Origin of the sequence: Nonomuraea sp. NPDC048826 (assembly GCF_043198225.1) — a bacterium.
Lineage (GTDB): Bacteria > Actinomycetota > Actinomycetes > Streptosporangiales > Streptosporangiaceae > Nonomuraea.
In genome coordinates this window covers 1-24876 of record NZ_JBICUQ010000006.1, presented here as the reverse complement: position 1 = coordinate 24876, position 24876 = coordinate 1, and the positions used below count along the sequence as shown (strand labels likewise).

The window sequence follows — 24876 nt, the reverse complement described above, 5'->3', positions numbered from 1 at the left end:
GGGTCAGCGGATCTCCTCCTCCCTCGCCGGCCTGAGCAGCGGCGGGTGGAGGAGGCGGGCGTCGCCGGCGCGGTAGAGCTTGGCGCGGGGGCCGCCGCGGGCGCCGCCGGTCTCGGTGGTCTCGCCGGTGCCCTCGACGAACCCGGGCACCGAGAGCACCTTGCGGTGGAAGTTGCCGGCGTGCAGGCGGGTGCCCCACACGGTCTCGTAGATCAGCCGCAGCTCGGAGACGGTGAACGTGGGACCGGCGAAGGCCGTGGCCAGCGGGGTGTACTCCAGCTTGGCGCGGGCCCGCTCGATCCCGTCGGCCAGGATCCGGGCGTGGTCGAAGGCGAGCGTGGGCAGGTCGTCGGCGGGGTGCCAGGCGGCCGCCGCCGCGTCGGAGCCGGCCCGTGGGTCGGGCAGGTCGGGGGCGAAGGCGAGGTAGGACACGGACACGACCCGCATGCGGGGGTCGCGTGCCGGGTCGCCGTAGCTGGCGAGCTGCTCGATGTGGGCGGGCCGGGTGTCGAGCCCGGTCTCCTCGGCCAGCTCGCGCACGGCCGCCGCCGCGAGGTCCTCGTCGGGTCTGATGAACCCGCCGGGCAGCGCCCACGATCCCGCGTACGGCTCGGCGCCGCGCTCGACGATGAGCACGTGCAGCCGCCGGTCGCGGATGGTCAGCGCCACCACGTCGACGGTCACCGCGACCGGCGCGTACAGCCTGGGGTTGTACGAGGCGAGGAACTCTTCCATGCACCGAAGTCTTTCTCAGAGTGAGTCAATCTCGATCTGAGAATAACGGCACGACTGATCGTTGTCGATAGGGTTTGCCCATGATTCGTCACGTGGTGCTGTTCACCTGGTCAGCCGAGGCCACCGAGGAGCAGAAGGCCGCCGTCGCGGCCGAGCTGAGCGAGCTTCCCGGTCAGATCCCGCAGATCCGCTCCTACCGGTTCGGCCCCGACGCCGGCATCAACGCCGGCAACTACGACTTCGCCGTCGTGGCCGACTTCGACGACGAGGCCGGCTACGTGGTCTACCGCGACCACCCGGCGCACCAGGCCGTGATCGCCGACCACATCAAGCCGATCCTGGGGACCCGCGCCGCCGTGCAGTTCGCCTTCTAGATCTCCGGCGGGTGGTTCTCCCGGTGCATCAGCCGATCCTCGGAGGTGCGGCCGCGCCGGGGCGCCAGCACGATGCTGAGCACGACGCCGACCCCGCCCACGATCATGAAGATGAGGCCGATGACGTCCATGTGGACGCTGTCGCCGAACACGTCGGGCTCGATCGCGAACCTCAGGATGGCGCCGAGCGTGAGGAAGAAGATGCTGACCCCGACACCCATCACGGCCTCCATGTGGCAAACAGTGCGTACGCCCACGGTCATACCCGAGTATGGGCGATCACTACCTCGCCACGACACGCCGGACGCCCGCTCCGCATACGGAACGGGCGTCCGGGGTGATCGCCTGGGCGGGATCGGCTAGAAAGCCTCCTCCGGAAGCTCCATGAGCTCCAGGCCGGTGCCGTCGAGGATGCGGCGCTCGGTGGCCAGGCGCGGCAGCACGGTCTGCGCGAAGAACCCGGCCGCGGCCACCTTGCCCTGGTAGAACGGGTCCTCGCCGTCCGCCAGCCTGGCCAGCGCCACCTCGGCCTGGCGCAGCAGCAGCCAGCCGATGACCAGGTCGCCCAGCGCGAGCAGGAACCTGGTGGTGTTCAGGCCGACCTTGTAGACCTCCTCGGGCTTCTCCATCGAGCCGAGCGCCCAGCCCGCCATGGTGTCGCCCATGGCCTTGACCTCGGCCGCGGCCTCGGCGAGCAGCTTGCGCTCCTCCTTGAGCCGGCCGTTGCCGGCCTCGGAGGCGGCGAACTCGTCGATCTCGGCGAGCAGCTTGCCGACGGCCGAGCCCTGGTTGCGCAGGATCTTGCGGAAGAACAGGTCCAGGCCCTGGATCGCGGTCGTGCCCTCGTACAGGGAGTCGATCTTCGCGTCCCTGATGTACTGCTCGATCGGGTACTCCTGCAGGTACCCGGAGCCGCCGAGGGTCTGCAGCGAGCGCGACAGCAGCTCGTACGAGCGCTCCGAGCCGACGCCCTTGACCAGGGGCAGCAGCAGGTCGTTCAGCTCCTGCGCGTGCCGGTCGTCCGGGTCGATCTGCACGGCGTCCTGGAAGGTGGCCGTGTAGAGCACCAGCGCCCGCATGCCCTCGGCGTACGCCTTCTGCAGCATCAGCTCGCGGCGCACGTCGGGGTGATGAGTGATGGTGACGCGGGGCGCGGTCTTGTCGGCCATCCGGGTCAGGTCGGCGCCCTGGGCCCTGGACTTGGCGTACTCCAGGGCGTTGAGGTAGCCCGTGGACAGGGTGGCGATGGCCTTGGTGCCGACCATCATGCGGGCGTGCTCGATGACCATGAACATCTGCTTGATGCCCTCGTGCACGTCGCCGACCAGCCAGCCGATCGCCGGGTGCTTCTCGCCGAAGGTGAGCTCGCAGGTCGTGGAGACCTTCAGGCCCATCTTCTTCTCGACGTTGGTGACGTACACGCCGTTGCGCTCGCCGAGCTCGCCGGTCTCCAGGTCGACGTGGTACTTCGGCACCAGGAACATCGACAGGCCCTTGGTGCCGGGGCCGTGGCCCTCGGGCCTGGCCAGCACCAGGTGGAAGATGTTCTCCGTCATGTCCTGCTCGGCGCTGGTGATGAAGCGCTTGACGCCCTCGACGTGCCAGGTGCCGTCGGGCTGCTGGACCGCCTTGGCCCGCCCGGCGCCGACGTCGGAGCCCGCGTCGGGCTCGGTGAGCACCATGGTGGCGCCCCAGTTGCGCTCGATGGCCAGCTCGGCGAAGCGCTTCTGCTCGGCGGTGCCCAGCTTCCACAGCGTGTAGGCGAAGTTGGGGCCGGCGCCGTACATGTAGAGCGCGGGGTTGGCGCCGAGCACCATCTCGGCCGCCGCCCAGGCGAGGCTACGCGGGATCCCCGGGCCGCCCAGCTCCTGCGGCAGGTCGAGGTGGGCCCAGCCGCCGTCGATCAGCGCTTGGTACGACTTCTTGAAGCGCTCGGGCAGGGTCACCGAACCGGTCGCGGGGTCGAAGACGGGCGGGTTGCGGTCGCCCTCCTCGAAGGAGTCGGCCAGCACCGTGGTGGACAGCCGGTTGACCTCCTCCAGGATGCCTCGCGCGACGTCCTCGTCGATCTCCGCGTACGGGCCGCTGCCGAGGATCTCACGTCGCCCGAAGACCTCGAAGAGGTTGAATTCGAGGTCGCGAAGGTTGCTCTTGTAGTGGCCCATGGTCGCAGCTCTCCTTGAACCCGGTGCGTTATGTACTGGCCAGTAACCCTACTAGGAATGCTACCCGCGGGTAACCCGTGCTACGCATGGCATGCTCGACTCCATGGACGCCGATGAACTCGCCGCGCTCTGGCGAGAGCGCCTGGAATCCTGGGCCATCCCGGAGGAGATCCTGGCCGCCGCCCCGGCGGATCCCTGGTCCTATCCGCTGACGCGTTTCACCACCCGCACCGACAAGGCCCTGGCCGAGCCCGACGACGGCCCCACGCTGACCCGGATGGCCGAGGCGCTGCCCGCCGGCGGCACCCTGCTCGACGTCGGCTCCGGCCCCGGAGCCGTGTCCCTGCCGCTGCGCGAGCGGATCGGCCACCTGTACGCGGTCGACCTCTCGGGCGAGATGCTGGAGGAGCTCGCGGCCCGCGCCGACAAGCTGGGCGTGCCCGTCACCACGATCGAGGGCCGCTGGCCCGACGTGGCGGATCGGGTGCCCGAGGCGGACGTGACGGTCGCCGCCCACGTGGTCTACAACGTGCCCGACCTCGACCGCTTCCTGCTCGCCCTGGACGAGCGCACCCGCGGCAGGGTGGTGCTGGAGCTGCCCAACCGCCACCCGATGAGCTGGATCTCGCCGCTGTGGGAGCACTTCCACGGCATCGTGCGCCCGGTGCGGCCCATCGCCGAAGACTGCGTGGCGCTGGCCGCCGCGCTCGGGTTCGACGTCCACGTGGAGGAGCGGGAGTCGCCGCTGGAGCGGTTCGACTCGCTGGAGGAGCTGGCGGCGAGCGCCTGCCACCGCATCTGCCTCGATCCGTCCAGGCGCGAGGAGGTCGGGCGGACGGCGCTGGAGCTGGGCATGTGGCCGCTGCCCCGCGACCGCTGGGTCACCATCTGGTGGGACTAAACCCGTTTGACGGGTTTGACCGTGTCGCGATTGGGTGGACGCCGTGATCGAGATCCAATGTGTGAGCGTCGACTGCGCCGACCCGTACCGACTCGCCACCTGGTGGGGTGAGGCGCTCGGGCTCCCCCTCGGCGAGGGCGACAAGCCGGGCGACGACGAGGTCATGCTGCAGACGGAGAGTTACCCGTTCCTGCTCTTCATCCAGGTCCCCGAGGGCAAGTCGGTGAAGAACCGGCTGCACCTCGACGTCAGCGCCACCGCGGGGAGCACCCGCGAGCAGGAGGTCGAGCGGCTGCTCGGGCTCGGCGCGACAGTGTACGAGGACCACCGCGACGCCCAGGGCCGCGGCTGGGTCACGATGCTCGACCCGGAGGGCAACGAATTCTGCGTGTGCCGGAGCCAGGCCGAGCGCGAGGCGTGAGACGTCATCGGGTCAGGACGCGGCCCTTCAGGGTCATCGTCAGGATGGCCGCGATGACGTACACGAGCAGGCCGTGCCACCCGGCGTCGAAGGCCGCCCCGAAGACGCCGTCGCCGTCGAAGACCAGCTGCACCGGATAGTCGAGGACCGCGGCGATGCCGGCCGGCAGCAGCGCGAACCTCCACGGGTGGCGCAGCCCCCACTGACGGGCCTGGCGGGTCACGCGGTCGCCCTCGTTCGGCTTGGCCACCGCCCCGATGGCGGCGATCAGCGTGAACAGGGCGATGCCGAGACCGAGCGCCCAGGTCAGGTCACCGCCGCCGGTGATCAGCCCGCTGCCGAAGCTCGCCGCGGAGACCGCGCCGCCGCCGATGGCGGCGGCCTTCCACGGCGCCCCGCGCAGCGCCGCGCCGGACAGGGACACTTCGTCGCGTCGCGTGATTTCGTTCATGTCCTCAGCGTGCCGTCCTGCGTCCCTTGTCCACATCGGGGATGCACCCTGATTGTTCCCCCAGTGGTTGAGTCCGGGAACGGCACGACTCCCTCGATTCGCAGCCTGGGCGTCCGGGTGTTGTCCAGCACGGTCACCCGCACGTCCAGCAACTCGACCACCTCGGCCTGCTCCTCCGGGGTCATGCCCGCCAGCCGCTCGGCTGCCCGCTCCGACAGCTCGATCAGCGCACGCATCCGCTCCGACTCGCCGTTGGCGTCCTGCACGCGGGCCACCAGCTCCGCCCTGCGCCCCCGCAGCTCGGCCATCTCCTCGCGGATGCGATCGGCCGCTGCCTTGACCACCTCAGCCGGGACGCGCTGCCTCAGGTACTCGGCCACGTCGTCCACGAGGCTCCGCTCCAGCTTGGCGAGCTGCGTCTCGATCTGGTCCAGCTCGGACCGCTCGGCCTCCACCCGGTCGGCGCGGTCGGCGTAGTAGTCGCTGGCCAGCCGCATCAGCCGCTCCGGTCGCCCGAGCAGGTCGCGCACCTCGGCCCACACCCGCTGCTCGATCGCCTCGCACGCCTGGTTGACGCAATCGCACTTCACGGCACCGTGCGACGTCCATCTCCTGCCCTTGCACCGGTAGACCCGCGTCTTGCAGCCGGACGGCAACAGCCCTCCGTACGGCTGTCCGCACGGCGACACCAGCCGTCCCCGGTTGAGCAGGTACGGGCGCACCTGGGTCGAGTGGCGGGTGCGTCGGCTCATCGCCTGTTGCAGGGCCACCCACCGTTCCTCGGTGATGATCGGCTCGACCTGGATCGTGATCGGCTGGCCGTACTTGCTGCCCCGACCCCACACCAGTTCGCCGACTAGCCCCCGGTTCTTGCGCAGCACGTCCCTGAGGTTGTCGTAGTGCCAGGGGTTGCCGTTCCTCTGGCGGTAGCCCTCGGCGTTGAGCCGGACTGCGGCCTGCCCTCGGGTCAGCCCCTCGTCCACGATCCAGCCGACCACCATCCGCAGCATCGCGACCTCGGCCTCGTCGTGCACGACCCGGTTGTCCCGTCCCTGACCCTCCAGCCGGTAACCGTACGGCAGCGCGCTCGGGCTCGCGGGCCACTGCCCCCGTCGCGCCTTGGCGTGCTGGCCCTTGGCGAGCTGCTCAACCACGCTGTCGCGGTCCAGCTCGGCCAGCCCCAGGAACTGGAGCCGCAGGAACCTGCCTTGGGGGGTGGTGGTGTCGATGTTCAGCTCGGTCACGGCCAGCCCGACGCCCAGCTCCTCCAGCTCGTAGCTGATGTTCAGCCCGATCCGGGCGTTGCGCGCGAACCGCTTCCAGTTCATGACGACCACCACGTCGAACGCCTGGGCCGCCGCGTGCTTCATGAGCTGGGACCACTCGGGCCGCTGCTGACGGGTGCCGGTGAACCCCTCCTCACGGTAGACCGCGACGACGGACCACCCCCGCTCCTCGGCGTATCGCCGACAGATGCGGATCTGGTCGTCCAGGCTCGTGTTGTCGATCTGGTCCTCGGTCGAGACCCTGGCGTAGATGGCTGCCCTCATGTTCTGCCTCCTGACATAGGGCTGGACCCCGGTTGCCGCGCGGGCTCCGGGGTCCGGTGGTGGGGGTGGGGGCTACTCCGCAACGTTCTCGTCGCTCTTCCGGGCAGCGGCGCGAGCTGCCTTGGCCTGGGCGCGGGCCACCGCGCGGTCGCCCTTCTCCTTGAGCCGCTTGGCCTGGTTGTCGAGCATGCTCGCGAGCTTGTTCTTCAGGGCGTCGCTCGCCTTGCCCGCCTCGGCCAGCGCCTTGGCTCGGGTCAGCTCCTTGGCCTCGACCCGCTTGGCGAGCTGGCTGCACAGCCGCGCGTCGTGTCCGGGGCGGAACTTGCCCTTGCTGTTCTCGCCGCAGCCGCACAGGCACGGGGTGGGCTCGACGACCTTCTTGGCGGGGGCGGTGGTCTTGGCCATTTCAGTGCTCCTTGGTGAGGGTGAAGACGCCAGCAGTGAGGGTGAGGAACGGGAATCCGGTGAATTCGGCGGGCAGCTCCACGAGCCACACGCCGCGCGTGTCGGTCGCCTCGAATTCAGGGCAGAATCCGAATAGCGCCTGGAGCGCCTCGCGGGCTCCGTCGATTTGCTGAATGGGAACGGACCCCTGACCCCAGGAGAGCCGAACCCGCGCGTTTTCCGTCATATCCCCATCCAAATATTTCGAATTTGCCTCACACAATTTCTCTGAAATCGCCCGTTATAAGGCCGTAGCCCAGGGGGTAGCCACCCCCCTAGCCCGTGGGGCCTGGGAGGGCCTGCGGGGACTGCTCGGGCTACGGGCTGGGCTATACGGCGGGCTACCCCCTCCGACCGGGGGCGGAGTGGTTCCCGTGGGCCTGGGCCTGGGAGTGTGCCACCCCCTGTGCCCTGGGGCCTCTCGGGGGGTGCCGGGGCGGTGCCGGGCACACCCCCAGGCACAGGGGGTGGCACACCCCTCGCTCACGCCTTTTCGGGCAGCCTGCGGAATTCCAGCCGATTGAGTCGGCCCAGGCAGTCGAACGCGTTGATGAGCGGCTCCATCTGAGCCTTTTCGAGGACCAGGTATCGGCCTCGCACGCAGTTCAGCGGGCGGGCCGCGAACGAAATCAGCAGGTCTTGCAGATCGCTCTGTCCGGCACCTGGCGTGACGGTGGCGAGAATGTGACTGTCGTCGGTGAGGGTGGTCCGGGGCTTCATGGGGTTCCACCAGCCGAACGGCGGTCGGACTTTGTACGTGGTCATTACGCTTTCCTCCTGAGCGGGATGGGCTGGTTTTCGGCTGCCTGCTTCTTGGCCTTGGCGAGCCACCGCTGCGCCGTCGTATACGGCTTGCCAAACATGCGCTGCACGTCGGCGATTGTGGGGGTCTCGCCCGATCGAATTAGCTCGACCAGCTTGGCCACCCCGTCCGGGGCGGTATCCACCGGATCATCCATATGGATATCCGTGGTATCCGGGGCGGATATCCGGGTGGATGGGGCGTTCCGGCGAACTTCCGGGTCGTCGATTACGTCGAGGTTATTGACGACGTATTCGGCGAGGTCCGGGTTCCTGATGATTACGAGCAGGTCCTGAAGGCTGAATGCATACGGCTTGTTGTCGCAGGTCCAATCGACCCAGCCATCGACGGCTTCGACTACGCGGTCTATTTCGCTCATTTGCTTTTCTCCTGATGACGATTTGGGCCTGGGGGGCAGCGGGGGGCAGGGGGGGCCTGCCCCCGCCCACCCCCGGCTGTCCGGGGCGGCTCTGCTACTCCGATCGCCCTACACGTAGCGGGGAGGGGCCGTAGCTGCCCCCCCTGCCCCCCAGCCGCAGCGTGCCCGGTGAGAACACTGCGCGGGGGGCAGTGGGGGGCAGCCCCCTAGGCACGGGGGGTGGCCTGCTTGGCTTCCCAGGTATTCCGATAAGGCGCGGTGCGGTCGTGGTCGTTTATTACCTTGACGCCCTTGAATCCTCGGGTGCCTTTCCGCTTGGCCTCTTCGACCCCTGCGCCACGCATCCGGTCGTAGAATTCGGCAGCCTTGAGGACGCCGTAACGACCGTGTTCGGCCCACCTCCGGTAAGCGTCGTAGAACGACACCCGGTCGGCCCATTCATCAGGAGTCCGCTCGCAGCACTCGTCCAGCCAGGTCTCAACCTGGTTTGTCCGACGCTTGAATTCGCGCATTGCGTCATGGGCGGACGGTGGCTCGTCGAAGTTGCCCCGTTGCATCAGCCGCTGGAGAGCGGGGATGGCCTTGGCCGCGATTCCGCGAATTTCCTCGGGCGTCTGGAGTCGGGCGTCAAGCCCTCGGTCCTCCCGACCCGTGAAGTCGTGGGGGAACGGGATAACGACCCACCTCGACATGTAGCCCGTCGTCACGTCGGCGGATCCAGGGACCTTGTTGGCGCTGAATACCGGGACCGCCCAGGGCGTGAAGTCGAACGCGTCCCTGTTCTTGAACTCCGCCGTGATCACGTCTTCGCCCGTGATCGCCTTGAACTTGGCCGTCTGCTCCAGGTAGGTGCCGTCGATGTCACCTGCGATGTTCGCGATCTTGCCGAACAGGCTGGCCGCTGCGAACCGCTCCATGTTGAGGGCCTGGAGGGTCACCGCAGTGACGTTCTCGACTCCGAGGATCGACTTGATCATCCGAATCCAGGTGCCCTTGCCGTTGCGACCCGAGCCGTGCAGCATGACCGCCTTGTGGAGCGGGTTGCCCGAGTACATCAGGTAACCGATCAGCTCCCACATCATGTCGATCATGTCGGCGGGGATGACGCTCGCCAGGAACTTGTCGAACTCTGGGCAGGTCGCCTCCGGGTCCCACTCGGTGTGGAGCTGGACCGTGGACAGCACGTCCGGCGAGTGGGGGTGCAGCGTCCCGGTCCGCCAGTCGAGGAGCCCGTTCCGGAAGTTGATCCACTCGCTAACCGGGTCGCAGGTGATCTCAGGCGCGGTGGCCCGAATCATCGCCTCGACGTCAACCGCGTGCCTGACCCGGAACGCCTCGTCCAGCAGCTTGGCCGCTCGGGTCCTGACCGCGTGCTTGTCGATCCGCCAGACGCCGTCACGGTAGGCCCAGAGGTGGCCGTTGACGCCCACCCCGATCGGACCTTCCTTGACGATCGCCTCGGCCAGGGTCGCGACGAGGAGTTGCTTCGTGTCCCCGCCATTGAGGTAGCCGAAGAAGTCCGAGTCGTAGGCGATGCTGGAACTCGGTCGGTCGAAGCCGTCGAAGTAGCCCGAGTCGCGGGTTCGGTACTCGCTACGGGGTGCGCCCAGCTCATCGAGCAGGTCGGTCAGCGCGTCGTATGCGTACTCGTGGGCCAGCTCGCCGCCAGCCACGTACTGCCCTAGCTTGAAGCAGCACGCGTTGAGGGTGTTGTTGAACGTGCCGTCGTCGGCCTTCCACACCTTCTTGAGCGTCTTGATTACTTCGTCCAACTGACGCTTGCCGAAGCTGCTGCCTTCGGTGTTGGTGTACTTCGGCGCGCGGGGTGGCCCGAGCGGGGTGACTTCCTTGCCCGCACGTTCGGGGGCTCCCGGCAGTGTGTGGCGGGACAGCAACGCGGCCTCGTCGTGCGTCAGTTCCTTGGCCTCGTCGAGGGGGCGAATCCACGCTCGGTTGCCGCCCTTGTGGTGCTCGGACGGCGGAGCCATGACCCCGCCTCGGCGCTGACCCAGCACGTCGAACCGGATGTTGTTCTTGTTGGTGCTCGGAGCCGACCAGCGGAACACGCCCTGGCAGCCTTCCGGAAGCTTGAACCACCAGTGGGGCCTGCCGTGGGGCGGCTGGCTGACGGCTGCCTTCTCCAGGATGCTCCCGAGCCTCTCCGTCCAGTACTCGACGGCCTCGTCGGAGTCCGGATCGACCACCACCCACTCATCCGGTACGCGGACCCAGATGCCGCACTTGTTGCCGAACGACATCTCGTACTCGATCGTGTCGAGCGAGGTCGGCCCAGGGAACTGGTCCTTGTTCCACTTGCCGAACGACTTCTTGTCGGGCGAGCCATCCGCCTGTCTGCCGACCGTCAGGATGAACATCCCTCGACGGGCGAGGTCCTTGGCGGAGTTCTTGAGCGCCAACCTGACGTCAACCAGAGTTGACACAGGGGCGTCCGCCGTGGTGGAATGATCATGAGATCTTACGGCGGTCTCGACGGCAGTTGGGGTGGAGTTGCGCGGGTGGGCATTCACGCGGCTTCACCCCGATCCGTGTCCGGGGCCTGCTCGCTTGACTCCGGGGCAAACAGGACCCTGAGGAGCGCGCGATACCGAGCCTCGTCCGGCTCGTAGGTCCAGTTGGCGCTCACAGGTCCACCTCGACGCACAGGTCCTTGACGTCGCAGTCGAGGAGCTTGGCCAGCCGCTCGACGGTGGCGGGCTTCGGCGTAACCTTGCCGTTGGCCCACCAGGCGATCTGGTTACGTGCGTTGCAGATGGTGGTTCGTTTGGAACTGCCGCACAGTTTCCGAGCCAGCCCCAGCTTGGTGGCACCGGTCTCGGTGAGCATGTTTGCGAACTTGGACGGCGAGAACACGAGCCGCGTCGTAGACACGACGTACCTCCGGAGTCATCTCAACGGAGGTCGACGGGGTAGCGGGTGACCTGGTGTTGACGAACCACGCGCTCGTTCGTCGCCCTGGAGCCTTAGCGGCTCCCCATGACAGTCGGTTTGCAGGCCCAAGGGGGCTCAGTCGCTGCCCTGCTACGCCACCCATAGAACCATGGCGGTTTACCTGCCCACAAGTACCTGGAACCCGCTTGACCGGGGGTCATGCCCGTTACGGAGTGCCCTCCGGCACCCGCTCCGGCTTCGGAGGGATCACGTGTCGTTGCGGCCGGCAAACGTGTCGTGATCCCCCCGGTCCCCGAGAGAAAAAGAAGAACTGCATGGGGTTACCAACGAAGGTCGTCCTGACCCGTTGTCACCCCTCCCCTTCCCCTTCCAGCAGCGCTACGACGGCGGTGTCCCAGTCGGGCGGTGCGGCCTCGTCGTACAGGAACTCGATCCACGTCCACGCGCGCCGCTCCTCGGCCAGCTTGAGCGACTCCGCCAGCCGGGCTGTGAACTTCCCGAATCCGGTGAGGTGGGCCGAGGGGGCTCCTGCCATCCGGCCCATCAGCTTTCGCATCTCAGTCAGCTCGTCGTCGGTCAGGCAGCCGACATCGACCACAACGGAGTCGGGGCTGGCCTGCGCGTGTGGCGCGGTGTCTCGACCGAACTTGATGAGTGCGGCTGCCTCGGCTGCGGCCTGGGCCTCGGACTGGTACGCGCCCGCGTCTCCGCGTGCGATCGGAATGCCGCTGGGCCGGTAGCTGAGCCTGGTGCCCCCAGGCTCGTGGGGCTGGTTTCTCATGGTGTCTCCGTAACCGTAGGACTGGAAGAGGCGGGGGGTGGGTGTCAGCCATCACCCCCCCCGCGAGGGAGACCCGCCCACCACAGCGAGCCCCCCTCTAAGGAGAGCGACCCCCGGCTCCAGGGGGTCTCATCAGGGGTAGCCAGCCCCTGGCCCTGACGGGGGCGAGTCAGCGCACCCCCGCCAAGTCATCAGGCGGTGGTGGCGATGTTCAGCATCTTGAACCCGTTGGGATTGACCACATCCGATCCGGTGCGGAACCACATCAGCATCCCGCGCTCGCCAGTGGGCCGCTGGTTCGGCCCGAACAGGACCGGGACGATCTCGATCGTGGTGCCGATGCTGTCCACGATCACGAAGTTGCTGAAGTCGCCGTACACGAGGATGTGGTTCTCCTCCGTGACAGCCGGGTCGAAGTTGCCGTCCATGTTGCTGCTCTCGTGGATCGGCTTGCGCAGCAGCGTGCCGGTGCCGACGCCCTCGAACTGCTTCGAGCCGTTGGCGGTCTCGAACTGGTCCAGCGTGTCGATGATCGACCCAGCCGCCATCCACCTGGCACGCGGCTGCCACCTCGGGGCGAGCGCCTGCTTGACCGCGTACACGTCGCCAGCGGCGAACGTCTCAGCCGCGACCGGGCCCATCTCGGCGCTGGTCCCGTTCAGGGCGGTGATGATGCCCTTGGGCTGGTTGACGCCCGAACCGGTCGTGTAGGCCGTGGCCATGAGCTGGTCGGCAGCGTCCACCACCAAGGTGCGCAGCTCGCTCACCAGGTTCCGGGCGTCCAGCGCCAGCTCGAACGACCACTTCACGAACGCGTTGCCCTTGTGGGTGGGGATGTCCGGCCGCGCCAGGGCGGGGGTGGTCTCCGCCCACTCCTCGTGCTCGTCGGTCCACTCCGCCGTCGCGCCTGCGGAGGTCACGCCCGACCACTGGCCGCTGGTGGTCTGCACGACTCGGCTGATCTGCCGGAGCGGGTTCACGCTGCCGTCGCTGGTCAGCAGGATGCTGGGGTCCAGGGTGAACGGCACCATGAATCCGCCCGCGCTATCGGTGCCGACGCCCATGGCGCGCATCTCCGAGCGCAGATTCTGGACGGCGGTGAACGCGGCCTGCTCCTCCCGGTCGAACAGCATGTGGCCGCGCTCGTGGTCGTTGATGAGCTTGGCGAACGCGCCCAGGTAGGCGGGGTTGCCGGTGGTGGCGATCCATCGCTCGGTGAGGTTCCGGTGCACGGCGTTGCCCTCGCGGAGCAGGCCCTCGGCCTTCTCCTGCGCCTCGGCGGGCAGGTCCGATCGCTCGATCGCCCGCATGGCCTTGTCGCGGGTGCTGCCACCCGGCTGGTCGCCGTCGTAGTCGGCCACGCCGCGCTCCGTCCTGAGGCCGCTGCCGCCTCGGCCAGCGCTGCGGATGTGCTCCAGTCGGATGTTCTTCTGCTCGGTGTCGAGCCTCTCGAACTCATCGACCAGCTCGTCGAACCGCTCCCTGTCCGACAGGGTGGGGTTCTCGATTTCGCCCAGTCGCTCCATCTCGGCGGCGACGTCCCTGAGGCGGTTCACGACCTGGTGGTAGCGCTCTGCGGGATTCATAACAGTGTTCTCCTAGAAGAGAGTGGTGAGGTCTCCCCTAGCGGCTTCGAGCAGATCCGCGTCCGGCCTGGTTCGAGGTGCTGTGTTGGGGCCGCATCAGCACCGGGTGAGCCTGGTGCGCTCGGCACGGTGCGTGCTCCCCCAGTGGATCATGCCCCCGATTTACGGCAAAAGATCAGTCCTCGGGCGGTGGGCCGACGAATGAACCGATCTGCGGAACGGTGTAGATCAGGCCCTCATCACGCAGGTGTGCGATCACCTTCCGAACTGTCCCACGGGCAATGCCAAATTCCTGCACGATGGCGGTCTCGGACGGCAGCGGCACACCACGCTTGTACTCGCCCGACTCGATCCGCTCACGCAGGATGTTCGCGACCTGCCTCCATTTCGGCTGGTCAGCCCGCAACTCGATCACAGCTCAACCGTAGACAAGCAGGTCAGAGCATCATCATGCGGCTACGAGTATGAACGAGCTTGAACGAGTATGTACGAGGGCCTAACCTGGGCCTATGATCCGACCCCCGTCACAGATGAAGCTCACGATCGACGGTGCGACGCTCGTCGTCGCCGAGTTCATGCACTCGCTGGCCTACCTGGCGCGCGTCTACCAGATTGGCGAGGTCGATCCGGTCGAGCAGATGCTCACAATCGACATCGACGAGGCGTACGGCTGGCTGGACCGTCACATCGGCGACCAGCAGTACGGCGACGTCCAGGTCTACGACATCACATGGGCACCCTCCAGGCCCCCCACGCTGGTGCGCACCCTGCCCAGCCGCCGCAGATAGCTTGATTGCATGGGTAAAGCACTCGCGTACCACGGGCTCGGACGAGCCGATCTGCTGCGTATCCTCACGGACCTGCTCACCGATCCCGATGTTGAGATCGAGTCGTACCAGACCGCGCCCACTCACACCCTGAGCGTGGTTGCCAGGCACTTCCCCGGCGATGGCACGGTGGACGAGGTGCGGGTATTCCTGCCCGCCCGCCTGCTCGGATAGCCACGGGAGGCCCTCCGTGATGTCTCGGACAGCACGAGAGCCACCGCCCGGCACCTACGCCCGGACTGGTGGCTCTCGGGGTCTCGGAGACGCTCCCGCCTACGCGGCTAACGTGAACGGAATCCCGCCCACAACTGGCAGGGGCGCAGCCCTGATTTCGACCCTGGTACGAGGTCCTTGACATGATGCGCCCCATGGGAGAAGCCACGATCGAGCAGTTCGGCCCTGACGCATGGGAACGGCTGAAGACGATCAGATTGCGGGCGCTGCGGGACACCCCCGACGCGTTCGGGTCGTCGTACGAGCGGGAGAGCCGGTTCACCCCCGACAAGTGGATCGAGCGGCTCACCGGGTCCTGGTGGCGGGTGGCCGTGGTGGACGGCCGCGACGCGGGGCTGGTCTGCGTGCGGGTCGAGGAGGGCAGGGCCCACCTGCTGGCCATGTGGGTCGCACCGGAGGCCAGGAAGCGCGGGGTCGGCTCCCGGCTGGTGGACGCCGCGATCGGGCGGGCCCGTGAGGTGGGCGTGGACGAGGTCGAGCTGTGGTGCGTCGACCACAACACGGCCGCCAGGGCGCTGTACGCGGGCAAGGGGTTCACGCCCAGCGGCAGGACCATGGGCCTGCCGTCCCGCCCGGAGATCCCCGAGTCGCACTACGTCCTGTCCCTGCTGTTCCGCCCGGCACGCGCGGAGGACGTGCCCGCGATCGTGGCGATGCTGGCCGACGACCCGCTGGGGGCCGAGCGCGAGGGCGACCCCGGTGACCCGCGCTATCGGGCCGCGTTCGAGCGCATCGACGCCGACCCGTACGACGAGCTGATCGTCGCCGAGCACGACGGCAAGGTGGTCGGCACGATGCAGCTGACCTACCTGGCCGGGCTGTCACGGCTGGGCGCGGAGCGCTGCCAGATCGAGGCCGTCAGGGTCGCCGCCTCGGCCCGGGGGCAGGGGCTGGGCCGCAAGATGATCCAGTGGGGGATCGACCGGGCGCGCGCCCGGGGCTGCGCGATGGTGCAGCTCACCTCCGACAAGTCGCGCACCGACGCGCACCGGTTCTACGACTCGCTCGGCTTCACCGCCTCCCACGAGGGCTACAAGCTCGCGCTGATCTGATCGAGCATCCACCTGCACCACTCGGCCCGGTGGCGTTCGTACCCGAGGCCGCAGCGCAGCGTCGCGTAGTTGCCCCAGCGCGGGTCGCCGAACCCGGGCGGCCCGCCGATGGCCCGCTCCTCGCGTTCGTACTCGGCCAGCCGGGCCTCGTGCTTGGCGAGCTGGTCGGCGAAGAGGTCGCGCAGCGCCGCCGGGTCGGCCAGCGCGGCGGCGTACGTCTTGAGCACCAGCTCGTCGCGCTCGGGCCGCTCACGCGGCGGCTCGATGATCCACCCGCGCAGCGCGGCCGTGCCCGCGCCGGTCAGGTGGTAGATCTTCTTGTCCTGCGGCCCTGGGCCGGCCTCCGTCTCGTACGCGACCAGGCCGCCGGCCAGCAGCTTCTGCAGCTCGGCGTGGATCTGGCTGTGGCCGGCCGTCCAGAAGTAGGACACCGGCCGGCGCATGGAAGCGGCGATGTCGTACCCGGTGCGCTCACCGCGGGCCAGCACGGCGAGGATCGCGAATCCCAGCGTTGAGGTCATGGTCTCCCCAGGGTATTGTCCCGAGAGTTATGTCAGTTTAGACATAGTTCGAGGAGTGATGATGCGGCGGATCGCGGGATCGGTGGCGCTCGTCCTGGCGCTGACCGCATGCGGGGGCACGGCCGGGAGCACGGTCGGAGCCGCGCCACAGGCGTCCACGCCCACGCCGACCCCCACCCCCACCCCCACGAAGACCAAGGCCAAAGGGCCGAACGTGAGCGGCTGCTACACCCGCGACGACGGCGAGATCTTCACGTACGGCGACGACGACCTGCCGGGCGTCATCACCGGCGACGGCGAGACCGGCGTGGTCATCTCCTACGAGAACAACGGCAACGTGTGCACCTGGCGCCCGCTCTCCGACCGGCTCGTCGCCGCCGGCTACAAGGTGCTGCTCTACGCCAGGAAGTTCGACGCCCGCCCCGAGGACGCCGCCCTGGCGATGGCGCGCAGGCTCGCCAAGAAAGGCCCCGAGCGGGTGTTCTTCGTCGGCGGCTCGATCGGCGCCACCACCGCGGTCCCCGCCGCGACGAAGTTCGGCGACCGCACGGCGGGGGTGATCGCCCTGTCAGGCGCGGTCGACGCCGGGGACGCCGCCGAGCTGACCGTGCCGCTGCTGCAGGTCGGCAGCCAGAACGACACCTACGGCGGCGCCGACGACCTCAACGCCGCACACAACGCCGCCACCCTCGCCCCCGACCGGCAGATCCACGTCATCGCGGGCGAGAGCCTGCACGCCTCGGAGCTCTTCCGCAGCCCCTACAGCGACGAGGTCATCGACCGGATCCTGGCGTTCATGGAGCGGCACAGGGGATGAGCTCCACCCGGTTGTCGTGGTAGACCGCGCCCCTGCCCAGGTCGGCGTCGCGCTCCTCGACCACCGCGTTGGCGTTCGCGCCGCCGGGGCTGAGCTTGGGCCAGCGGCCCTTGGGCGAGGCCACCACGCCGGGCGCCACCCGGTCGCTGACCTCCACGTCCGCGAGGAACTCGCCGACGGCGTTGCGCACCCGCACCCGCTGACCTCCCACCAGCCCGCGCGCCGCCGCGTCGGCCGGGTTGACCAGCACCACCGGGTCCTTCGCGCGCCGCAGCAGCTCCGGATTGTTGCCGAACGTGGTGTTCAGGAACGTGTGCGCCGCCGGGGTGATCAGCACCAGCCCGTCGCCGCCCTGGGACGACCGCGACGGCACGTACGCCTTGCCGGGCCGCGGGAAGCGCATCCGGCCCGACCCGGTGGGGAAGCCCTCGGCGAACGGGGCGAAGGGCGCCGGGTAGTTCATCCGCACCCAGCCCTCCTTGCGCAGCCGGTCCAGCGTGACGCCCTCCAGCGACGGGTGGCCGCTCGACAGCAGCTCCTCGGCCAGCTCCAGGTCGGAGGCGAACAGCGACGGCTCGGTCATCCCCATGTGGGCGGCCAGCCGCCGGAACGTCTCGGTGGTGGACAGGCACTCGCCGGGCGGGGGCGTCGCGGGCTCGTTCCAGAGCAGGTAGAGGTGCCCGTAGCCGGCGTGCAGGTCGACGTGCTCGGTCTGCATGGTGGCGGGCAGCACGATGTCGGCGTAGTCGACGGTGTCGGTCGGGAACTGCTCCATCACCACCGTGAACAGGTCCTCGCGGGCCAGGCCCGCCCGCACCGCGTTGCCGTCGGAGGTCGAGCCCGCCGGGTTGGCCGCGTACACCCACAGGCACTTGACCGAGTCCGGGTCGGCCAGTTCCGAGCCGAGCCGGGTCATGGTGAGGGTGCGCACCGGGCCGGGCAGCAGGTCGTCGCGGGTGTCGATGCCGAGGTGCACGTGGCCGCTGGTCGAGTAGGCCACGCCGCCGCCCGGGTGACGCCAGTCGCCGGTCACGCCGGGGATCGCGGCGATCGTGCGCAGGGCGGTGCCGCCGCCCGCGTGCCGCTGGATGCCCATGGTGGCGCGGATCGCGGTGGGCCGGGTGCGCGCCAGGCGCGTCCCCAGCCTGTGGATCGCCTCGGCCGGGATGCCGGTGATCTCCGCCACCCGCTCGACCGGGTACGCCAGGATCTCCTCGCGGAAACCCTCCCAGCCCTCGGTGTGCGCGGCCAGGAACTCCTCGTCCTGGGCGCCCTCGGCCAGCACCACGTTGAGCAGGCCGAGCGCGAGCGCCGCGTCGGTGCCGGGCCGGATGGCCAGGTGCTCGTCCGCCTGGTCGGCCGTGCGGGTGCGGATCGGGTCGATCGCCACCACGTACGCGCCCTCGGCCCGCGCGTCCTGGATGAACTTCCACAGGTGGTGGCCGCTGGTGAGCGTGTTGGTGCCCCAGAGCAGGATCAGCTTGGCCTGCGCGAAGTTCTCCGGGTCCATGCCGCCCGGGGTCCCGTTGGTCAGCATCAGTCCGCTGTTGCCGGCCGACGAGCAGATGTTCAGCCAGTGACGGGACGCGCCCAGCATGTTCCAGAACCGCCGTCCGGCCACCCCCTCGCAGCCCTGGAGGTAACCGAGCGACCCGGTGCCGAGGTAGGGCCAGATCGCCTGGCCGCCGTGCTCCTCGACGATGCCGCGCAGCCGTACGGAGATCTCCTCCAGAGCCTCGTCCCAGCTGATGCGCTCGAACCGGCCGGACCCCTTCGGCCCCACCCGCCGCATGGGGTAGCGGATGCGATCCGCGGACCTGGAATGTTCCAGATAGCGATTGACCTTTACGCAGAGCGCGCCCCGGGTGTAAGGATGATCCGGATTACCGCGCATCGAGACGGCCTCGCCGTCACGCACGGTGACCACCCAGGAGCAGGTGTCAGGACAATCGAGCGGGCAGGCTCCCAGAACCCTCAGTTCACCTGGCATAAGCACCAGACTACGGGCAAGAGGCTCACTACCCGGTGCGCTCGTTTGAGTGACGATTCGGGACACTAGGGCCGCAAGAACGTACGGTCTCGCGTGGAAGGTGCAGAATCGCTGTCGGTGGCCGAAATCAGAGAACGTGAAGATGCGGAGGGATTTCCCGAGGGGAACCCGCCCGCCACCGAGGCGCGCCACGACCTCGACGTGTACGTGGTGGAGCCGCTGCTGCCGCAGCGCCTGCGCCGCCCCTCCGACCTGCTGCGCCTGCTCGCCACGCTGGCGGCGCTGACCGCTGTGATCCTGCTGGCGCTGGTCGCCAAGCAGACCCTGTACGGGCTGGAGCGGGACGTCACCGAGGGCACCACCCTGGTGCCGCTGCTCAGCCGGGTCGCCACCTTCATCGGCGGCGCCGCCGTGCTCATCGTCCCGGTCGCCTTCGCCGTGGAGCGCGTCTTCCACCGTGACGGCCTGCGCGTCGCCGAAGGGCTCGTGGCCGCCATCGTCGGCATGGTGGGCGCGTTCCTGATCGGGCAGTGGCTGGTCGCGGGCCACGCAGAGGACCTCAGCCAGCTCCTCACCGGCGGCCGTGACATCGAGCCGCTCAACACGCTGCTCACGTCCGTCCTCGCCTACACCACCGCGGTGCGCGTCTCCCGCCGCCCGACCTGGCGCGCCCTCATGTGGACGGTGATCGCGCTCTACGTCCTCGCCCTCTTCTCGGGCAGGCAGATCACCCTGCCGGGCGCCATCGTCACCGTCCTGGTCGGCATGGCCATCGGCTACGCCACCCTGTACGGGGTCGGCAGCCCCAACACCAGGCCGCCGGGCAACGCGGTGGTGGCGGCGCTGCGCAAGCTGTCGTTCAAGCCCGTCTCCGCCCGCCGCATCGAGGACGACCACCAGGGCAGCCGCCGCTACGCCGTCGGCCTCGCCGACGGCGCCCGGCTCGACGTCACCGTGCTCGACCGCGACCGCCAGGTGGCGGGCCTGCCGTACCGGCTGTGGCGGCGCTTCCGGCTCAGCACCGAGACCCGGCGCAGGGCCATCCGCTCACTCCGCGCCGAGCTGGAACGCGAGGCCCTGATGGCCTACGCCGCGCAGGCCGCCGGGGCCAGCACCCCCAGGCTGCTCGGCACCAGCGAGATCGGCACCGAGGCGGCCCTGCTCGCCTACGAGCACCTCGACACCAGGCCGCTCGACGAGGTGCCCTCCGAGGAGATCGACGACGACGTCCTGCACCAGATCTGGGAGCAGGTGTCGCTGCTGCAGATCCAGCGGCTCGCGCACCGGCGCCTCACCGGCGAGGGCATCCACCTCGACAAGGCCGGCCGGGTCGTGCTCACCGACGCCCGCAGCGGCGAGATCGCCGCCGGCGACCTGCTGCTCCGGCTCGACATCGCCCAGCTCCTGGTCTACCTGTCGCTGCGGGTCGGCCCCGAGCGGGCGGTTCACACGGCGAACGCGGTCATGGGCACCGAGTCGCTGGCCGCGGCCATGCCGATGCTCCAGCGCATCGCGCTGACCCGCGAGACCCGCTCGGCCCTGGCCAAGGACAAGAACCTGCTCGGCGGCATCCGTGAGCAGATCGTCGCGCTCGAACCCGAGGTGACGGTCGAGGAGATCCGGCTGGAGCGGTTCCGGCCGCGCACCCTGGTCACCATCATCGCCAGCGCGCTCGCCGCCTACTTCCTGCTCTCCCAGCTCAGCCAGGTCAACCTGGTGCAGGTCGTCACCCAGGCCAACTGGGCCTGGTCGGTGCTGGCGCTGGCCGCCTCGTTCGTCAGCTTCGTGGCCGCCGCGCTCATGCTCAGAGGCTTCGTGCCCGACACGCTGCCGCTGTGGCGGACCACGCTGGTGCAGTTCGCGGCCTCGTTCGTGAAGCTCGTCGCGCCCGCCGCCGTCGGCGGCGTCGCCATCAACACCCGCTACCTGCAGAAACGCGGCATCGCGCCGGCCCTCGCGGTGGCCAGCGTGGGCGCCTCGCAGCTCGTCATGCTGGCCTTCCACATCGGGCTGCTGCTGCTGTTCGCCTACATCACCGGCTCCAACACCGCCAGCACGTTCACCCCCTCACGCGGCCTGGTGGTGGCGCTGCTGTCGGTCGCGCTGCTGGTCGTGGTGCTGCTGGGGGTGCCGCCGCTGCGCCGGCTGGTGACCCGGCAGATGCGGCGGCTGTTCTCCAACGTGCTGCCCCGGCTGCTGGACGTGCTCCAGTCGCCGCGCAAGCTGGCCGAGGGCTCCATCGGCACCCTCATGATCACGCTCGCGTTCGTGCTCTGCCTGTACGCGTGCGTACGGGCCTTCAACTGGGAGCTCGGCTACACCACGGTCGCCGTCGTCTTCCTCACCGCCAACGCGATCGGCTCGGCCGCGCCCACGCCGGGCGGCCTGGGCGCGGTCGAGGCGTCGCTCACGCTGGGCCTGACCGTGGCCGGGGTGCCCTGGGAACTGGCCACCTCGGCCGTGCTGCTCTACCGGCTGCTCACGTTCTGGCTGCCGGTACTGCCCGGCTGGGCGTCGTTCACCTACCTCCAGCGGCACGAGGCCCTGTGATCGCGTCGATGGCCTTCAGCTCGTCCTCGGTGAACGCCGGGCCCTCCACGCACGCCACGTTGTCCTCCAGCTGACGCACGCTGCTCGCGCCGATCAGCACGCTCGTCACCCGCGGGTCCCGCAGCGTCCACGACAGCGCCATCTGGGCCAGTGTCTGCCCCCGCTGGGCGGCCAGCTCGTTCAGCCGTCCGGCCAGCTCCCTGTCGATCCGGTCGGAGCTGAGGAACCGGCTGGTGGCCGCCCGCGAGTCGGACGGCACACCCTCCAGGTAGCGGTCGGTCAGCAGGCCCTGCGCCAGCGGCGAGTACACGATGCAGCCGACGCCCGCCTCCTCCAGCACGTCCAGCAGCCCGTCCTCGATCCACCGGTTGATCATCGAGTAGGACGGCTGGTGGATGAGGAGCGGCGTGCCCAGCTCCCGCATGATCCTGGCCGCCTGCGCGGTCTGCTCGGCCGAGTAGTTGGAGACGCCCGCGTACAGCGCCTTGCCCGAGCGCACCGCCCGGTCCAGGGCGCCCATCGTCTCCTCCAGCGGCGTCTCGGGATCCGGCCGGTGGCTGTAGAAGACGTCGACGTACTCCAGGCCCATCCGCAGCAGCGACTGGTCCAGGCTGGCCAGCAGATACTTGCGCGAGCCCCATTCGCCGTACGGTCCCGGCCACATGTCGTAGCCGGCCTTGGTCGAGATGATCAGCTCGTCCCGGTAGGGGGCGAAGTCCTGACGGAAGATCTGGCCGAAGTTCCGCTCCGCCGACCCGTACGGCACGCCGTAGTTGTTGGCCAGGTCGAAGTGCGTCACGCCGAGGTCGAAGGCGCGGCGCAGGATCGCCCGCGAGCCGGCCACCGGGCGGTCGTCGCCGAAGTTGTGCCAGAGCCCCAGCGAAACCGCCGGCAACTTCAGCCCGCTGCGCCCGCTCCGGTTGTACGGCTGGCGCTCGTAACGCGACGGATCCGCCAGATAGGTCATGCCGTGCCCCTTTCGATGATCCAGGCGAGCGCGAACGCCTCCTCCCGCCAGGCGTCGTAGCGCCCGCTGCGCCCGCCGTGGCCGGCGCCCATCTCCGTCTTGAGCAGGAACGGCCCTCCGGCCGCGGTCGCCCGCAGCCGCGCGATCCACTTGGCCGGCTCGTGGTACATCACCCGGGTGTCGTTCAGGCTGGTGATCGCGAGAATCGGGGGGTACGTCCTGCTGTCGACGTTCTCGTACGGCGTGTACCCCTTCATGTAGGCGTACACCTCGGGATCGTGCAGCGGGTCACCCCACTCGTCCCACTCGATCACGGTCAGCGGCAGCGACGGGTCCAGGATGGTGGTGAGCGCGTCGACGAACGGCACCTCGGCCACCACGCCCGCGAACTCCTCCGGCGCCAGGTTGACCGCCGCGCCCATGAGCAGCCCGCCCGCCGAGCCGCCGCGGGCGATCACCTTCGAGCTCCAGCCCACCCGCTTCATGTGCCCGGCCACCGCCACGAAGTCGGTGAACGTGTTCTTCTTCCTGGTCAGCTTGCCGTCCTCGTACCACTGACGGCCCATCTCGCCGCCGCCGCGCACGTGCGCCACGGCGAACACGAACCCCCGGTCGAGCAGCGACAGCCTGGGCACCGAGAACGCCGGGTCGATGGACGTCTCGTAGCTGCCGTACCCGTAGAGCACCGTCGGGGCGGGGAGCGTGCAGTCTTTGCGCTTGACGATCGAGACCGGGACCTGGGTGCCGTCCTCGGCCGTCGCCCACTCGCGGAACTGCTCGTAGTCGTCGGAGTCGTAGCCGCCGAGCACCGGCCGCCGCTTCAACAGGATGAGCTGACGCTCGACGAGGTCGTAGTCGTAGACGCTGGCCGGGGTCACCATGCTCGTGTAGGCCAGCCTGAGCCGGTTCGTCTCGAACTCGGGATTGCCCGCCGGCCCCACGTCGTACAACGGCTCGGGAAACTCGATCTCGTACGGCGGCTCGCCGTTGTGCGGCAGCACGCGCAGTCCGGTGAGACCGTCACGGCGGAGGTGCAGCACGGCGTGCCCGGCGAACGCGTCGATCTCCAGCAGGCGCGTGTCGTCGCGGTGCGGGATCAGGGGAGTCCACGCGCCCGGGTCGTCGAGCGGCGCGGTGGCCAGCTCGAAGTTGCGCGCGTTCTCGTTGTGCAGCACGTAGAAGAAGTCGCCGGCGTGCTCGACGCCGTACTCGACGCCGGTCTTCCTGGGCCGCACCAGCCGGAACTCGCCGGACGGGGTGGCGGCGTCCAGGATCCGCACCTCGCTGGTGATCTTGCTGCCCGCGCCCAGCACCAGGTAGCGCTCGCTCCTGGTCAGCCCGATGCCGACCCAGAAGCGCTCGTCGTCCTCCTGGTAGACGAGCGTGTCCTCGCCGGTGCCCAGGGTGTGGCGGTAGACCTGGAAGGGCCGCCACGCGTCGTCCACCCGCGTGTAGAAGAACGTCGAGCCGTCGGCCGACCAGGCGCCGCCGTAGAAGATGCCCTCGATCTCGTCGGGCAGCGGCTCGCCCGTCCGCAGGTCCTTGAACCGCAGGGTGAACCGCTCGTCGCCGCTGAAGTCGGTCGAGTAGGCGAGCATCGTGCCGTCGGGCGAGACCGAGCTGGTGCCCATGGAGAAGAACGGGCTGTCGCCGGCCAGCTCGTTGCCGTCGAGCAGGGTCTGCTCCTGGTCGAGGCGCTCGCCGGGAGTGATGTCGGGCGGCGTCTCGCTGTCCGCGGGCACCCGGCACGACACCGCGTACTGCTTGCCCTCCTCGGTGCGGGTGAAGTACCACCACGCGCCCTTGCGGCTCGGCACCGACAGGTCGGTCTCCTGGGTGCGGTCCTTGATCTCCTGGAATATCCGCTCGCGCAACTCCGTCAGATGAGAGGTCTCCTGCTCCAGGTAGGCGTTCTCCGCCTCCAGGTAGGAGATCGTGTCGGGATCGTCCTTGCCGGCCAGCCACGCGTACTCGTCGATCACGGTGTCGCCGTGATGAACGCGCTCAGCCGGGATCTTCTTCGCCACTGGCGGCGTGTAGCTGCTCACGTGGGGAGTCTATGGTCGGCCGTGATCGATTTGTGGCCTGCACGGTCGGGTGAAGGCGGCGTGAGCACTCTGAGGCGCTGCTAATCTTATGGAGCCGGCGAGGTCCGGCGACATTCCTCCACCTTTCAAGGGTTCGAGTCAATTTGACACGGATTCGAGGGGGTGCGAGAATGTAAAAGGAACGAAACGCCCCGAAGCGTCCGTTTCTTGAGAACTCAACAGTGTGTTAAAAGCCAGTGCATGATGCACAAACCCCGTCATATTTTGACGGATTCCTTTTTGGTTGGGAATCAAACCATTCATTGTTTGGAGAGTTTGATCCTGGCTCAGGACGAACGCTGGCGGCGTGCTTAACACATGCAAGTCGAGCG

General features: G+C 68.8%; 26 protein-coding genes, 1 rRNA gene and 1 pseudogene. 10 read left to right on the top strand and 18 right to left on the bottom strand.

Going from position 1 to position 24876, the window contains the following annotated elements; genetic code table 11:
* Positions 1–3: 3 nt before the first annotated feature.
* Positions 4–735 (bottom strand): NUDIX domain-containing protein, encoded by a 732-nt coding sequence (locus tag ACGFI7_RS21910; protein ID WP_393407235.1) that lies wholly within the window; start codon positions 733–735, stop codon positions 4–6.
* A gap of 80 nt (positions 736–815) precedes the next feature.
* Between ACGFI7_RS21910 and ACGFI7_RS21905 the strand changes: the two genes are divergently transcribed.
* Entirely contained in the window at positions 816–1109 is a 294-nt protein-coding gene (locus tag ACGFI7_RS21905; protein WP_393407233.1) for a Dabb family protein, read from the top strand.
* Here ACGFI7_RS21905 and ACGFI7_RS21900 read toward each other — a convergent pair.
* Positions 1106–1330: a DUF6458 family protein gene (locus ACGFI7_RS21900; RefSeq protein ID WP_393407230.1), complete on the bottom strand. Its 225-nt coding sequence runs from the start codon at positions 1328–1330 to the stop codon at positions 1106–1108. The two genes, ACGFI7_RS21905 and ACGFI7_RS21900, sit on opposite strands and share 4 nt — an antisense overlap.
* A 138-nt stretch (positions 1331–1468) precedes the next feature.
* Entirely contained in the window at positions 1469–3274 is a 1806-nt protein-coding gene (locus ACGFI7_RS21895) for an acyl-CoA dehydrogenase (protein ID WP_393407227.1), read from the bottom strand.
* A gap of 103 nt (positions 3275–3377) precedes the next feature.
* Here ACGFI7_RS21895 and ACGFI7_RS21890 point away from each other — a divergent pair, with 103 nt between their 5' ends.
* Complete coding sequence (locus tag ACGFI7_RS21890) at positions 3378–4175, top strand: class I SAM-dependent methyltransferase (protein WP_393407224.1); 798 nt, start codon at positions 3378–3380, stop codon at positions 4173–4175.
* Between the two features lie 43 nt (positions 4176–4218).
* Positions 4219–4596 carry a VOC family protein gene (locus tag ACGFI7_RS21885; protein ID WP_393407222.1) on the top strand — a complete coding sequence of 126 codons (378 nt, stop codon included), beginning with the start codon at positions 4219–4221 and terminating at the stop codon, positions 4594–4596.
* 4 nt (positions 4597–4600) lie between these two features.
* On the opposite strand, the gene ACGFI7_RS21880 is transcribed toward ACGFI7_RS21885, so the two are convergent.
* The 11 genes from ACGFI7_RS21880 to ACGFI7_RS21830 all read right to left on the bottom strand — a co-directional run bounded on the left by ACGFI7_RS21880 (position 4601) and on the right by ACGFI7_RS21830 (position 13914).
* Positions 4601–5047 carry a hypothetical protein gene (locus ACGFI7_RS21880; protein ID WP_393407219.1) on the bottom strand — a complete coding sequence of 149 codons (447 nt, stop codon included), beginning with the start codon at positions 5045–5047 and terminating at the stop codon, positions 4601–4603.
* Positions 5044–6597 (bottom strand): recombinase family protein, encoded by a 1554-nt coding sequence (locus ACGFI7_RS21875; RefSeq protein WP_393407216.1) that lies wholly within the window; start codon positions 6595–6597, stop codon positions 5044–5046. Before ACGFI7_RS21875 ends, ACGFI7_RS21880 begins: the two co-directional genes overlap by 4 nt.
* 72 nt (positions 6598–6669) lie before the next feature.
* Positions 6670–7002, bottom strand: coding sequence for a hypothetical protein (locus ACGFI7_RS21870; RefSeq protein ID WP_393407214.1), 333 nt, complete (start codon positions 7000–7002; stop codon positions 6670–6672).
* 1 nt (position 7003) lies between these two features.
* Positions 7004–7228 (bottom strand): hypothetical protein, encoded by a 225-nt coding sequence (locus ACGFI7_RS21865; RefSeq protein WP_393407212.1) that lies wholly within the window; start codon positions 7226–7228, stop codon positions 7004–7006.
* Between the two features lie 296 nt (positions 7229–7524).
* Complete coding sequence (locus ACGFI7_RS21860; protein WP_393407210.1) at positions 7525–7806, bottom strand: hypothetical protein; 282 nt, start codon at positions 7804–7806, stop codon at positions 7525–7527.
* On the bottom strand, positions 7806–8222 hold the full coding sequence (locus tag ACGFI7_RS21855) for a hypothetical protein (protein WP_393407208.1): 417 nt from the start codon (positions 8220–8222) through the stop codon (positions 7806–7808). The genes ACGFI7_RS21860 and ACGFI7_RS21855 overlap by 1 nt, the downstream gene beginning before the upstream one ends.
* A gap of 206 nt (positions 8223–8428) precedes the next feature.
* A complete protein-coding gene (locus tag ACGFI7_RS21850) occupies positions 8429–10663 on the bottom strand; it encodes a phage/plasmid primase, P4 family (protein WP_393407205.1) in 2235 nt (744 codons plus the stop codon).
* Between the two features lie 199 nt (positions 10664–10862).
* Positions 10863–11066: a helix-turn-helix domain-containing protein gene (locus ACGFI7_RS21845; protein WP_393407203.1), complete on the bottom strand. Its 204-nt coding sequence runs from the start codon at positions 11064–11066 to the stop codon at positions 10863–10865.
* 415 nt (positions 11067–11481) lie between these two features.
* Entirely contained in the window at positions 11482–11913 is a 432-nt protein-coding gene (locus tag ACGFI7_RS21840; RefSeq protein ID WP_393407201.1) for a hypothetical protein, read from the bottom strand.
* A 191-nt stretch (positions 11914–12104) separates the two neighbouring features.
* Positions 12105–13499, bottom strand: a complete 1395-nt coding sequence (locus tag ACGFI7_RS21835) for a phage major capsid protein (protein WP_393407198.1) — start codon at positions 13497–13499, stop codon at positions 12105–12107.
* A 175-nt stretch (positions 13500–13674) separates the two neighbouring features.
* Entirely contained in the window at positions 13675–13914 is a 240-nt protein-coding gene (locus ACGFI7_RS21830; RefSeq protein WP_393407196.1) for a GntR family transcriptional regulator, read from the bottom strand.
* A 94-nt stretch (positions 13915–14008) separates the two neighbouring features.
* Here ACGFI7_RS21830 and ACGFI7_RS21825 point away from each other — a divergent pair, with 94 nt between their 5' ends.
* The 4 genes and pseudogenes from ACGFI7_RS21825 to ACGFI7_RS21810 all read left to right on the top strand — a co-directional run bounded on the left by ACGFI7_RS21825 (position 14009) and on the right by ACGFI7_RS21810 (position 15612).
* Positions 14009–14287 (top strand): hypothetical protein, encoded by a 279-nt coding sequence (locus ACGFI7_RS21825; RefSeq protein ID WP_393407194.1) that lies wholly within the window; start codon positions 14009–14011, stop codon positions 14285–14287.
* Positions 14288–14296: 9 nt separating this feature from the next.
* The gene (locus ACGFI7_RS21820) at positions 14297–14500 is read left to right on the top strand and encodes a hypothetical protein (protein ID WP_393407193.1); all 204 of its coding nucleotides are present in this window, start codon (positions 14297–14299) and stop codon (positions 14498–14500) included.
* Positions 14501–14682: 182 nt separating this feature from the next.
* Positions 14683–15099: pseudogene (locus ACGFI7_RS21815) on the top strand (GNAT family N-acetyltransferase); the annotation flags it as partial.
* A gap of 114 nt (positions 15100–15213) precedes the next feature.
* Positions 15214–15612, top strand: coding sequence for a GNAT family N-acetyltransferase (locus ACGFI7_RS21810; RefSeq protein ID WP_393408578.1), 399 nt, complete (start codon positions 15214–15216; stop codon positions 15610–15612).
* Here ACGFI7_RS21810 and ACGFI7_RS21805 read toward each other — a convergent pair.
* Complete coding sequence (locus ACGFI7_RS21805) at positions 15591–16133, bottom strand: PadR family transcriptional regulator (protein ID WP_393407191.1); 543 nt, start codon at positions 16131–16133, stop codon at positions 15591–15593. The two genes, ACGFI7_RS21810 and ACGFI7_RS21805, sit on opposite strands and share 22 nt — an antisense overlap.
* A 58-nt stretch (positions 16134–16191) precedes the next feature.
* On the opposite strand from ACGFI7_RS21805, the gene ACGFI7_RS21800 reads away from it, so the two are divergent.
* Positions 16192–16950, top strand: a complete 759-nt coding sequence (locus ACGFI7_RS21800) for an alpha/beta hydrolase (protein WP_393407189.1) — start codon at positions 16192–16194, stop codon at positions 16948–16950.
* Here ACGFI7_RS21800 and ACGFI7_RS21795 read toward each other — a convergent pair.
* A complete protein-coding gene (locus tag ACGFI7_RS21795; RefSeq protein ID WP_393407187.1) occupies positions 16928–18940 on the bottom strand; it encodes a molybdopterin-dependent oxidoreductase in 2013 nt (670 codons plus the stop codon). The two genes, ACGFI7_RS21800 and ACGFI7_RS21795, sit on opposite strands and share 23 nt — an antisense overlap.
* Before the next feature lie 117 nt (positions 18941–19057).
* On the opposite strand from ACGFI7_RS21795, the gene ACGFI7_RS21790 reads away from it, so the two are divergent.
* Positions 19058–21490, top strand: coding sequence for a flippase-like domain-containing protein (locus ACGFI7_RS21790; RefSeq protein ID WP_393407185.1), 2433 nt, complete (start codon positions 19058–19060; stop codon positions 21488–21490).
* On the opposite strand, the gene mgrA is transcribed toward ACGFI7_RS21790, so the two are convergent.
* Together mgrA and ACGFI7_RS21780 are read right to left on the bottom strand one after the other, a co-directional pair.
* Positions 21459–22457, bottom strand: a complete 999-nt coding sequence (gene mgrA / locus ACGFI7_RS21785; protein WP_393407183.1) for an L-glyceraldehyde 3-phosphate reductase — start codon at positions 22455–22457, stop codon at positions 21459–21461. The genes ACGFI7_RS21790 and mgrA overlap by 32 nt on opposite strands.
* A complete protein-coding gene (locus ACGFI7_RS21780; RefSeq protein ID WP_393407180.1) occupies positions 22454–24505 on the bottom strand; it encodes a S9 family peptidase in 2052 nt (683 codons plus the stop codon). The genes mgrA and ACGFI7_RS21780 overlap by 4 nt, the downstream gene beginning before the upstream one ends.
* 303 nt (positions 24506–24808) lie before the next feature.
* Here ACGFI7_RS21780 and ACGFI7_RS21775 point away from each other — a divergent pair.
* Positions 24809–24876, top strand: a 16S ribosomal RNA gene (locus tag ACGFI7_RS21775); the annotation flags it as partial.